Raw genomic sequence first — 11,757 nt, forward strand, 5'->3', positions numbered from 1 at the left:
CGCGATGTTCATGGAGCCTTAGATCAGGTCGACAGAATAGTGACCAACGCCACCGCCGAATCCCCAGCCAGCTGACCGCCATTATTCTCAGCCAGCGCCACCTTCGCGCCCGGCCGCTGGCGAGCCCCCGCTTTGCCGCGCAACTGCTGCGTAAGTTCGACGATCTGCGCAACACCCGTCGCCCCAACGGGATGACCACGCGACAGCAACCCGCCACTCGGATTCACCGAAATCCGCCCGCCGATATCCGTATCGCCGGAACGGATCAGCTTCGGTGCGTCACCAGGCGCACACAGGCCGAGGTTCTCGTAGTGAATGAGTTCGGCCGGCGCGGACGCATCGTGCAACTCGACGACGTGCACATCTGAAGGTCCGATGCCCGCCTGCTCATAGGCCTCATTCGCAGCACGCACGGCGACCAGTTCACCCGATCCATCCGCTTTCGCCGACACGATCGAACTCGCGCGAATGAAAACGGGGCGTACATCACGCTTCGCCGCGAATTCTTCCGAGCAGATGAACACGGCCGCGCCGCCGTCGCCGATCGACGAGCACATGAAAAGCGTCAACGGATCGCTGACCATCCGGCTCGCAAGAACTTCTTCGACGCTCGTCTCATTGCGGAACTGCGCATGCGGATTCAGCGACCCGGCGCGGCGGCTCTTGACGACGACACGTGCAAAGTCGCTCGCGTCTGCGCCCGTCCTCTCCATCCATTTGCGAGCCTTCGCCGCGTAGAGATCCATGAAGAGCGAGCCCGTTCCCGTCGTCACGCCTTCGGGCAGCGGCTCTTCGAGATCGACGGCCCTGGCGAATGCACCGAACGAGACAGCCTTGTCTTCATGCGTGAGCTTTTCGACACCGACCACGAGCGCCGTTTCCGCCTGTCCGGAAGCCACGGAAAGCCACGCGAGGTTCAACGCGGAACTGCCCGACGCACACGCATTCTCGACGTTGAACATCGGCTTGCCGTCGAGCCCCGTATTGCGCAGCGATGACTGCGCGCGAATCATTTCCTGTCCGGTGACGACACCTGCCGCCGCATTGCCGAAGAACACGCGATCGACATCATTCACGGTGACGCGCGCATCCTTCAACGCGAGTGCGACTGCTTCTTCAGCGAGCGACTTGAGATTGCGCTCCAGGAACTTGCCAAAGGACGTCATGCCGACGCCGCCAATTACGACCTTGCGCATTGCTGCCTCCAATTGATGAACTTCCAAACTCTGCGACGACGTGCGAACCGGTGCGACGCTCAATCGAGAACCTTTCCGCGCGTCTCCGGCATCCGCGCATAGACGACGAAACCTACCGCGCAAACCACCGCGACATAGACCCACAGGTATTGCGACAGACCCGAACTCGACATTGCGGTGACGATGTACGGCAACGTGCCGCCGAACAGTGCCGCCGAAATCGCATACGGCAGCGCGACACCCGTTGCGCGAACCCGCGCCGGGAATTGTTCGGCCATCACCGTTGCGCACGTCGCCGCAAAACCCGACGACAACAACATGCCGATGGTGACGATCGCGGTAGCGGTCCAGAAGTCGTTGCTGAGGAAATGCAGCGCGGGCCATGCGAACAGTGCGGAGCCGCCTGCAAAGGTGAGCAGCACAGGCTTGCGTCCAATGCGATCCGACAACTTGCCGATGAACGGAATCGCAACCAGCGAGACGACGATCGAAATCACGCTGGCGTTGAATGCGTCGTGCAGCGGCAGACCAGTGCGCAAATGAGCGAGCGTCGGAAACAGCACGAGCCACAGATAGATGCAAAGATTGCCCGCCATCGCGATGCCGATCACACGCAGCGCCGCACGCCGATGCTCACGCACGATCACGAGAAACGGATGACGCGTGCGTTGATGCGTCGCGGCGCTCTTCCTGAACGCATCGGTTTCGGCAACGGCAAGGCGAACCCACAGCGCGACGAAGCCAAGCAGGCCTGCGATCGCAAACGCGACGCGCCAGCCCCATGTCGCCATGCCCGTATGATCGATCAGCGACGTGAGGATCGCGCCGATCAGCGCGGCCACCAGCACGCCTGCGTTGACTGCGAAGTGCTGCCACGATCCCGCGAAGCCGCGCCGCGATGGCGCGGACGATTCCATCAGGAAGGTCGATGCCGAGCCGAACTCGCCGCCCGCCGCGAAGCCCTGAATAAGCCGCGCGAACACGAGAATCAGCGGCGCCGCGATGCCGATCGATTCATAGCCGGGACACACGGCGATCACGAGCGAGCTGCCCGCCATCAGCGCAACCGACAACGCGAGGCCGTTCTTGCGGCCATGCCGGTCGGCGTATGCGCCGAGCAGCGCGCCGCCGATCGGCCGCATGACGAAGCCGACGGCGAACACCGCAAACGCCGACAGCAACGACACACGATCGTTGTTCGCCGGAAAGAAGTGCTTCGAGAACAGCGCGGCGAAGGTCGCGTAGATGATCCAGTCGGTGAATTCGACGATCGTGCCGAGGGTCGCCGCGACGATGGCCTTCTTCTGCGCTCGCGTGAGCGGCGTGTCGGCGGATTCGTGGGCGACGCCCGGAAGGATGGTGTCCATGTTGTCTCCGTGTCTCTTGTGGTGAACGCGTGTTGGCTGCGTGACGCGTGTGGAAGGTGCCGGACGTATCGTTCGAACATGGGTTCCGTCAGTCGGTCCGGCACATGGACGCATCGTAGGTTTCGCCAGACAGGCCACGCAAACGACTTTTTTTGCGCTTTCGATTGATATTTTCTGCAGCGACGGCGCGACGCACTGTGGGCGTGCGTGTGTGTTTTCGATTGAGCGCAAGTCAATCGAAGCGTTGAAAAAAGTCGTTTGAACGAGGCGTGGCGCGCGCCCTAGCATGGAACGCACAGACTTTTCATTCCATGGAGACACGTCATGAGCGCATCACTTCACAACCCGGCCGCCGAGGTCGCCATCGTTACGGGCGGCGCGAAAGGGATCGGCTTCGGCATTGCGGCGGCGTTGGCGCGCAAGGGCCGGCGTATCGCGCTCTTTGATCTCGACCGCAGCGCGCTCGATCACGCGGCGAGCGCGTTGGCCGCTGAAGGCGCTGATGTGATCGGACTGCCCGTCGATGTCACGGATAGCGCGTCCGTCAACGAGGCAGTCGATGCGGTCATCGAACGGTTTGGCCGTATCGACGTGCTGGTGAACAACGCGGGCATCGTGCGCGACAAGCGCATCACGAAGATGAGCGACGACGACTGGGATGCCGTGATCGGCGTGAACCTGAAGTCGCAGTTTCTGTGCTGCCGCGCGGTGCTCGCGCATATGAGCGCTGCGCGTTACGGGCGGATCGTGAACATCTCGTCGCGCGCGTGGCTGGGCGGTGTCGGGCAATCGAACTACTCGGCTGCGAAAGGCGGTGTGGTGAGTCTCACGCGCAGTCTCGCTCTGGAGTGGGCGAGTGCGGGTATCACGGTCAATGCCATTGCGCCGGGTATCGTCGATACACCGCTTTTTCAGGCCTTTGATACGGATTTGCAGGAGCGCCTGAAAAAGTCGGTGCCCGTGCAGCGTATCGGCACGCCTGACGATATCGCGCAGGCCGTGCTGTTCTTCGCGCAGCGCGAAGCGTCGTACGTCACGGGGCAAACGCTCTATGTGTGCGGCGGCCGTTCGCTGTCGTCGCCAAGCGTTTGAGGAGCACATCATGACGATTCACTACAGTGTGTCGAATCACGTCGCGACCGTGACTCTGGATCGGCCGGAAGCGCTCAACGCGCTCGATCTCGACAGCCTCAAGGCCTTGCGCGCCACGCTCGAAGAAGCACGCGACGACGATGACGTACGCGTGATCGTGCTGACCGGCACAGGGCGGAAGTCGTTCTGCGTCGGCGCGGATCTGAAGAATACGTTGCCGCCTTCGACGAGCTTCAGTTCGTCGTTCGTGCGTCCAATCGAGCGCGCGGCCGCTGAAGGCATCTACGTGCGCCTGATGGATCTCAGTTCACTGCGCATCTTCAAGCCGATCATCGCCGCGATCAACGGCTATTGCCTTGGCGGCGGCCTGGAACTCGCACTGCAATGCGACTTGAGAGTCGCGTCGAGCCGCGCGGTATTCGGCTTGCCGGAAGCCGTCGTCGCGAGTATTCCCGCCGTGTGCGGCATTCAGGCGCTGCAAAAAGCCGTGCCGTCCGCGATTGCGATGAAGATGCTGCTGACAGGCTGCAAGATCGACGCGGCTTACGCGGAGCGCGTCGGCCTCGTGTCCGATGTCGCCGAGCCGGAAGCGCTGATGGACAAGGCGCTCGAACTCGCGCACGCGATTGCATCGAATGGTCCGCTTGCCGTGCAGATGATCAAGAAGATCGCGGAGACGAGCAGCAATGTGCCGCTCGCGCAGGCGCTCGAATTCACCGAACTGGCGTGGGGCGCGATGCGCGATTCGGAAGATCGCGTGGAAGGTCGCAAGGCATTCGCCGAAAAGCGCAAGCCGCAGTTCAAAGGCCGCTAGAAACGTCAGACGGCAGGCGCTTCGCCAATCGACAGCAGCCAGTCGCGAAACGTGGCGAACTCGGGGCTCGACAGATGTTCGCGCGGATAGATCAGGTAGTACGTGAACGCGCCTTGATCGAGCACGAACGAAAAGGGCATCACAAGCGTGCCGTCGCGTAACTGGTCGGCGACGAGCACGCGCTGCGCCATCGCGACGCCCACGCCCTGCGTCGCTGCGAAGTACGCGAGGATCGAGCTTTCGTAACTCAGGCCGCTCAACGGATTGACACCGCGCACGCCTGCCGCGTCGAGCCATTTGGCCCAGTCTTCGCGGCGCGCGAGCGAGTGCAGCAGCGGCACGTTGCGCAGCGCTTCGGGCGTGGCGTCGGTGAGATCGGGATGTGCGCCCAGAAACTCGGGGCTGCACACGGGCACGAGTTCGTTCGGCACGAGGCGGTCGAAACCGAAATCAGACGATGGCGCATGCGAAAGACGGATCGCTGCATCGACGTCTTCGGTGTTGAAGTCGACGGGTTGCAGCGAGGTCGTGAGACTCACTTCGATATCCGGATGCTCGCGATGAAACGTCGAAAGGCGCGGCAGCAGCCAGTTCATCGAGAACGTCGTGTAGCCGCGAATCTTCAGCGTGCGGCGGCGGCGCGCTTCTGTGAGATTGATGGTCGCGGTGCGCATGGTTTCGAAGCCGCGCACGATGTCGGCGAGATAGCGCTCGCCCATCGGCGTCAACGCGATCGCGCGATGACCGCGCTCGAACAGCAGCACGCCGAGCTGATCTTCGAGCAGCTTGATCTGCCGGCTGACAGCGGCAGGCGTGACGTTGAGTTCGTTGGCAGCGAGCTGCACGCTGAGCAGCCGTCCGCAGACCTCGAAGGCACGCAACGCGTTGAGTGACGGAAGGGTTCGCATCGAAAAATGGTAGCACGCGGTTTGCGTGGCGCATGCCGGGGAAGCTACGTAGAAAGCGGTCTGCATTTGACTCAGCAAAACTCAATCGAGTGCGCAGCAAATGTCGTTTGAGCGTGTCTGTTGCACGACGTATCGTTGATTCAAAGGCTATCTGTGAGACTCAAGGAGACAACCATGCTGGACGGTGTGCGAATTCTGGCCTGGGGCGCACGTGACGCCGTACGACTCGCTGCGACGCTGCTCGAACGCGCGGGCGCGCAGGTTACGTTTGCGCAGGCGCAGCCGTCCGGCGGCTTCGCGTATGACGTGATCGTCGTTTCATCGGACGTGAGCGAGGTGAAGCAGAGAAGCGTTATTGCCGGGTTGAAGGCGGCGGGCGAGCATATCGTCTGCGACATCACGGCGACGGGACCGCAAGGCGCGCGTGCAGGCATGCGTGCGTCCGACGCGCAGATCCAGGCGATCAGCGGCTTGATGGACACAACGGGCTTCGCGCATGGCGAGCCGGTGCGCATCGGCGTGCCGTTCACGGAGATGTCGGCGGCGCTGTATGCAAGCGCGGCGATCGCGGCGGCAGTGCGCGTGAAGCGCGTGCACGGCATCAAGCAGAACATCGACGTGACGCTGTTCGGTTGCGCGGCCAGCGCGCTCACGACGTTTCTGCCCGCCGCATTCGCGCAGGGCACGGTGGGCCGCGTCGGCAATCGCCATCCTGCGTGCGCGCCGTGGAATGCGTACCGGACGCGCGATGGCTGGGTGCTCATCTGCACCAGCACCGAAGAGCAGTGGCGCAAGATAAAAGGCGTGGCTCGCGTGCCGCAACTCGACGATGCGCGCTTCGCCACATTGCGGACGCGCGTAGCGAATGTCGACGAGCTCGATGCGCTGATCGAAACGTGGACGTCCACATTGTCGACGGAAGAATGTTCGCAACTGTGCGAACGGATTGGCGTGGCGGCAGGGCCGATCGTGTCCGTCGCGGGGCTGTCGGGCGAGCCGAACTTTCGCATGCGGCATGCGGATGCGGCGGCGCAGATCGACGCGCTTGGCGTCGATGCCGAAACCTATCGGCAGGTGTCGATCTTCGAGATGGCGAGTCTGACCGAAGCCGCTATCGCCGCGCCGCGAACGAATCTTCAGAGCATGACGCGAACACCCGGTAGCGGCCCGCTCGCCGGCATCAAGGTCGTCGAGATCGGTCAATACACGACGGCGCCGCTGGTCGGCAAGCATCTCGCTGCGCTCGGCGCCGAGGTCGTGAAAATCGAGCCGCCCGAAGGAGAAGTCGCGCGCTCATGGTCGCCGGGGCAGGCGGGCACGAGCTACTTCTTCGCGCTGAACAACACGGACAAGCAGACGCTCTCGCTCGATCTGAAGCAGGCGGCGGACTGCGCGCATCTGCGCACACTGCTCGCCGATGCCGACGTGCTCGTCGAAAACCTGCGGCCCGGCGCGCTCGCGAAGCTCGGCTTCGATCGCGAGGCGCTCGGCGCGATCAACCCGCGTCTGATCTATTGCTCGATTTCAGGCTTCGGCATTGCGTCCGCGTATCCCGCGCGGCCTGCGTTCGACACCGTCATTCAGGCGATGGGCGGCCTCATGGACCTCACACGCAGCAACGGCGAGCCGGTGAAGCTCGGCGCGTCGGGCGCGGACATTCTCGGCGGGCAGGCCGCGCTGCTGGCCATCGTCGCGCGCCTCGCAGATCCTGCGCGGCAAGCGGGAACGTTCGTCGAAATATCGATGCAGGACGTGGCCGCGTGGTGTGCGCTGTTTGCAGCGGGCAATCGGGCGCGTGAAGGGATGGCCGTTGCGTGTATCGACGGACATGTATGGCTCGAATGCGATGAACGTTTCGATGCCGACGCGCTGGCGGCTTGTGCAAAACAGGCGCGGTGTGGTTCGCTCACGCGGGCGTCTGCCGTCGCGGCGCTTGGCGATATGGACGTTAGTGCGGTGCCCGTCGCGCGCGTTCATGAACTGATCGAAGACGGCGATTTCCTCGCGGACGTGCTGAGCGTCGCTCGCGATGCGAACGGTGGCTTCTGGCCGATTCTCAAGGTGCCGTACCGGTTGTCGCGCACGCCGGCACGCGTTCGCGCCGTGCCCGGCGCGCCTTTGAAATACGCGGGCAACAGGACGGCCCGCGCGGTGTTCGAGATGGGAGACAGTTGACGCCTGTCCGCTATGCGCGCCCATCGAGCGCATGACGCATCGCACCGAACTTCCGCCGATACTGCGCCGGCGTCAGACACACACTGCGGCGAAACAGCCGGTTGAAGAAGCTCGCGTCTTCGTAGCCGACTTCGTTGGCGATTGCTTCGATCGGCTGCTGGTTGGATTCGAGCATCTGTTTGGCTTCTTCGAGCCGCAGTGTATGCACGTAGACGAGCGGCGACATGCCTGTCGCCTGCTGGAAACGCCGCTTGAACGAGCGCTCGGGCAAGCCGCTTAACTGCACCATCGCCGCGACGGGCGACGCCTCGGCATAGTGCTCCGCGATCCACGCCTGACAGCGTGCGATCACGGCATCCTCGACCTGGCGCGTGCGCGCCAGCCGCGCAAACGGCTGCTGGCCGACGTCGTTCCACACCACCAGGTTGATGCGCGCCGTCTGCATCGCGATTTCCACGCCCGCGAGCCGCGCGATCAGATACAGCGCGAGGTCCAGCCACGAGGTGCCGCCGCCCGCCATGATGAGGCGCTGCCCGTCGCCCGATGCGACGAGCGCGCGGTGACTGCGCACCTTGACGGCCGGATAGCGGCGCGTCATCAGATCGCAGTAGGCCCAGTGCGTGGTCGCTTCGTATCCGTCGAGCAGACCGGCTTCGGCGAGCAGGATCGCGCCCGAGCAGGCCGTGGCCAGAATCTTGCCGTCGGCGTAGCACCTCTGCAGGCAATCGATTTCTTCAAGGAAGCGTCCTTCGAGTGCTTCACCCGGCGCGACCAGCAACTCGGGCACGCACACGACATCGGCCTGAATGCAGGCGTCGAGCGTCGCGTCGGGCGCGATGCGCACATTGTTCGCGGCGACCAGCGGCGCGCCGTGCCGCGAGACCACCTGCGGCACGAACGGCGCAACGCCCGGCGCACCGTCGACGATCAGACCCCAGTCCCTCCCCGCCGACATGAACATGTCGTACATGCCGTACACCACGGAAGCCGAGGTTTCCGGCATCGCCAGGATGGCGACGCGCACGGACGTGCAGGTCTTCACATTCATGGCCGATTCGTCCCGTTCGTGGCCGATATCGCTTTAGTCGCAAGCGCGCGTTCGCCGTATCGTGACGGCGTCGTAGATGTAATTTAAGTGTAAGGATCGCGTTTATGCCAGGTCCACAAATGTCCCGTGGCGAGATGCGCGATCAACCGAAGGAGCTTCCATGAGCCAATATCGCCAGCGCTTGCCGCAACTCGCCGATTCCCTGTTCATGACGGACGGCGGACTCGAAACCACGCTGATCTTTCATGACGGCATCGACCTGCCATGCTTCGCCGCCTTTGCGCTGCTGCGCGATGACGACGGCACGGCGATGCTGGAGCGGTATTTCACGCGCTACGCGGCGCTGGCGCGCAGCGAGGGGGTGGGCCTCGTGCTGGAATCGCCGACCTGGCGCGCGAATCCCGATTGGGCCGGCAAGCTCGGCTACACGGCAGAGTCGCTCGCCGATGCGAACCGTCGCGCAATCGCATTGCTGGCGCGTGTTCGTGCCGCTTATGAAACGGCGGGGACGCCCATCGTGATCAGCGGCAATCTCGGTCCGCGTGGAGACGGCTATCGCGCCGATGTGCGCATGAGCGCGAGCGAAGCGCGCGCTTATCATCGGCCGCAAATCGAGGTCTTCGCCGCGTCGGACGCCGACATGGTGGCTGCTTTCACGATCAACTACGCGGAAGAAGCGATCGGCGTGATACAGGCGGCGCATGCGTGCGCGATGCCTGTCGCCATCGCGTTCACGCTGGAGACGGATGGACGCTTGCCGTCGGGCGAGTCGCTCGCCGACGCAATTGCGCGCACCGACACCGCGACGAACGGCTACGCGGCTTACTTCCTGATCAACTGCGCGCACCCGTCGCATTTCGCGTCGACGCTCGCCGACGCGGGCGCGTGGCGTGAGCGCATTCGCGGCGTGCGGGCCAATGCGTCGAAGCGCAGCCACGCCGAACTCGACGAAGCCTCGGATCTGGACGACGGCGATCCCGAGGAACTCGGCCGCAGCTATGGCGCGCTACGTCATCTGCTGCCGCGTATGACCGTGGTGGGCGGGTGTTGCGGGACGGATCATCGGCATGTCGGGCAGATTTGCCGCGCGATGAAGTTAGCGCTCGCTGCGGATCCTGCCTGACGCTCTCACATTCAGCGCGAGGCGGCGCTCACGCCCGCGCCAGCGTGAGCGCGAATTCGTCGAGCTGCGTGATGCACGTATTCCAGCCGTCGAAGAAGCCCAACTGCTCGTGCCGGTCGCGCGTCGCCACATCGGGGTGCATCACTTGCGCGACATAGCGGCTGCCGGCGCCTTCTGCGGACATCGTGATGTCGGCGGTGAAGCCGAGCCACGGCGTGTTGGGACGCCAGCCTGCCGTGAGCATCGACGTGAATACGATGCGCGCTTGCGGAACGATCTCCAGAAAGCAGCCGGGGTTATCGCTCGTGCCGCCGTCGGGGCCGTGCATGAAGGTGTGGAAGGCGCCGCCCGGACGCAGATCGAAGGCACGCACTTCCGTGGTCCAGGGCTTCGGGCACCACCATTCCTTTAACAGGTCCGGTTCTGTCCACGCGCGCCACAACGCGGCCACAGGTGCGCGCAGGACGCGTGTGATGACGAGATCGTTCGTGTCAGCGCTTTGCGCGCGTTCTGTTGACATGAGCCTGCTCCTCCTGATGAAGACGTTCGACGAATTCGACCATGCGGTCCGAGCGCGCTTCCCATGCAGCGCGCTGCGCCGCCAGCCACGTTTCGACTTCCGACAGCCTCGCGGGCATCAGCTCGCACGTGCGCGTGCGCCCGGTCTTGTGCGAGCGGATCAGGCCGCTCTTCTCCAGCACGGCGAGGTGTTTCATGAACGACGGCAGCGCCATGTCGAACGGCTGCGCCAGCACCGACACCGTCTGCGCGCCGTTGCCGAGCATGCTGACGATTTCGCACCGCGTCGGATCGGACAGCGCCTGAAACACTTCGCTGACTGCTGTGTGATAGTTAGCCATGTGGCTAAGTATAGGGCAAAAGAAGCATGAAGATGAGGCGGGCGCGCAGTGCGCTCGCTAAGCTGTCAAAAACGCGTCGCGTCAATCGCGCGACAGGGAGGCGCGCAATGAGTCCATTCAACGACACAGGCTTCACCGGCTCGATCCCCGATATCTACGAGCGCTACCTCGTGCCGATGATCTTCGAGCCCTATGCACGCGATCTCGCGGGCCGGGCGGTTGCTGCCAGCCCGTCGCGCGTGCTGGAGATTGCGGCCGGCACGGGCGTCGTCACGCGAGCGATGGCGCAGCGGCTGCCTGAACAGGTCGGGATCGTCGCCACCGACCTGAATCAGGCGATGCTCGACACCGCGTCGAAACTCGGGACGCGCAGGCCCGTGACCTGGCAGCAGGCCGACGCCACGCAGCTGCCATTCGACGATGGGAGCTTCGATCTCGTCGTTTGCCAGTTTGGCGCGATGTTTTTCCCCGACAAGGCGCGCGCGTTTGCCGAAGCGCGGCGCGTGCTGAGAAGCGGCGGCGCGCTGATTTTCAACGTGTGGGATCGCATTGAGGAAAACGACATCACGGCGACGGTGTCGGCCAGGCTCGCCGAACTGTTCGAGGCGGATCCGCCGCGCTTCATGCAGCGCGTGCCGCACGGCTACTACGACACGAACATCATTGCGCGCGACCTCGCGGATGGCGGTTTCGCTGCGCCGCCGCGCATCGAAACTCTCGCGAAACGCGCCCATGCCGATTCCGCCGATACAGCCGCAATCGCGTTCTGCCAGGGCACGCCGTTACGCGGGGAAATCGAGGCCCGCACTGGCGCAAGCCTCGAGGAAGCGACGTCCGCCTGCGCCGCCGCGCTGCGCGCACGTTTCGGCAATAGCGAAATCAGCGGGAAACTTCAAGCGCACGTCGTCATCGCGCAACGCTGAAGCCCTGAAATAGTGTGTGTCGCTGGCAGGAACGATCGCGCCAAAACCCGCTGCGCCTTATCTGACGGGCCTCGCGCCGCCCGCCGAGCGGAAATTGTTACACCTCTTACGGGTAGGATTGACCGGTGTTACGAAAGCCTTTCATACAGACAGTTATACTCGGCGCCGTCTCAAAAACTAATCACTGAACTATGTCAAAGCGAATCATTCAGATGGTGGCCATTGCAGCGCTGACGGCTGCGGCCTCGTTG

Annotated in this window: 11 protein-coding genes; 5 read left to right on the forward strand and 6 right to left on the reverse strand. The window is 63.7% G+C overall.

The genetic code is table 11. The features are described 5' to 3' along the window. Positions 1–23: 23 nt before the first annotated feature. Together G3O01_RS36420 and G3O01_RS36425 are read right to left on the reverse strand one after the other, a co-directional pair. Positions 24–1,196 (reverse strand): thiolase family protein, encoded by a 1,173-nt coding sequence (locus G3O01_RS36420; protein WP_205811853.1) that lies wholly within the window; start codon positions 1,194–1,196, stop codon positions 24–26. 59 nt (positions 1,197–1,255) lie between these two features. Then, complete coding sequence (locus G3O01_RS36425) at positions 1,256–2,563, reverse strand: MFS transporter (protein WP_205811854.1); 1,308 nt, start codon at positions 2,561–2,563, stop codon at positions 1,256–1,258. Positions 2,564–2,887: 324 nt separating this feature from the next. On the opposite strand from G3O01_RS36425, the gene G3O01_RS36430 reads away from it, so the two are divergent. Both G3O01_RS36430 and G3O01_RS36435 read left to right on the forward strand, forming a co-directional pair. Beyond that, positions 2,888–3,655, forward strand: coding sequence for an SDR family NAD(P)-dependent oxidoreductase (locus tag G3O01_RS36430; RefSeq protein WP_205811855.1), 768 nt, complete (start codon positions 2,888–2,890; stop codon positions 3,653–3,655). Positions 3,656–3,665: 10 nt separating this feature from the next. After that, positions 3,666–4,469: an enoyl-CoA hydratase-related protein gene (locus G3O01_RS36435; RefSeq protein ID WP_205811856.1), complete on the forward strand. Its 804-nt coding sequence runs from the start codon at positions 3,666–3,668 to the stop codon at positions 4,467–4,469. Positions 4,470–4,474: 5 nt separating this feature from the next. Here the strand turns inward: G3O01_RS36435 and G3O01_RS36440 are convergent, their stop codons facing one another. Beyond that, positions 4,475–5,377, reverse strand: coding sequence for a LysR substrate-binding domain-containing protein (locus G3O01_RS36440; RefSeq protein ID WP_205811857.1), 903 nt, complete (start codon positions 5,375–5,377; stop codon positions 4,475–4,477). Between the two features lie 174 nt (positions 5,378–5,551). Between G3O01_RS36440 and G3O01_RS36445 the strand changes: the two genes are divergently transcribed. After that, entirely contained in the window at positions 5,552–7,552 is a 2,001-nt protein-coding gene (locus G3O01_RS36445; protein ID WP_205811858.1) for a CoA transferase, read from the forward strand. A 10-nt stretch (positions 7,553–7,562) separates the two neighbouring features. Here the strand turns inward: G3O01_RS36445 and G3O01_RS36450 are convergent, their stop codons facing one another. Continuing rightward, positions 7,563–8,600: a helix-turn-helix domain-containing protein gene (locus G3O01_RS36450; RefSeq protein ID WP_205811859.1), complete on the reverse strand. Its 1,038-nt coding sequence runs from the start codon at positions 8,598–8,600 to the stop codon at positions 7,563–7,565. A gap of 160 nt (positions 8,601–8,760) precedes the next feature. Here G3O01_RS36450 and G3O01_RS36455 point away from each other — a divergent pair, with 160 nt between their 5' ends. After that, positions 8,761–9,723: a homocysteine S-methyltransferase family protein gene (locus tag G3O01_RS36455; protein WP_205811860.1), complete on the forward strand. Its 963-nt coding sequence runs from the start codon at positions 8,761–8,763 to the stop codon at positions 9,721–9,723. 28 nt (positions 9,724–9,751) lie between these two features. Here the strand turns inward: G3O01_RS36455 and G3O01_RS36460 are convergent, their stop codons facing one another. Next, the gene (locus G3O01_RS36460; RefSeq protein ID WP_205811861.1) at positions 9,752–10,243 is read right to left on the reverse strand and encodes an SRPBCC family protein; all 492 of its coding nucleotides are present in this window, start codon (positions 10,241–10,243) and stop codon (positions 9,752–9,754) included. Then, positions 10,215–10,583: a metalloregulator ArsR/SmtB family transcription factor gene (locus G3O01_RS36465; protein ID WP_205811862.1), complete on the reverse strand. Its 369-nt coding sequence runs from the start codon at positions 10,581–10,583 to the stop codon at positions 10,215–10,217. Before G3O01_RS36465 ends, G3O01_RS36460 begins: the two co-directional genes overlap by 29 nt. A gap of 107 nt (positions 10,584–10,690) precedes the next feature. Here G3O01_RS36465 and G3O01_RS36470 point away from each other — a divergent pair, with 107 nt between their 5' ends. Further along, positions 10,691–11,506 (forward strand): class I SAM-dependent methyltransferase, encoded by an 816-nt coding sequence (locus G3O01_RS36470; protein ID WP_205811863.1) that lies wholly within the window; start codon positions 10,691–10,693, stop codon positions 11,504–11,506. Positions 11,507–11,757: the final 251 nt, after the last annotated feature.

Origin of the sequence: Burkholderia sp. Ac-20365 (genome assembly GCF_017104715.1) — a bacterium.
Lineage (GTDB): Bacteria > Pseudomonadota > Gammaproteobacteria > Burkholderiales > Burkholderiaceae > Paraburkholderia.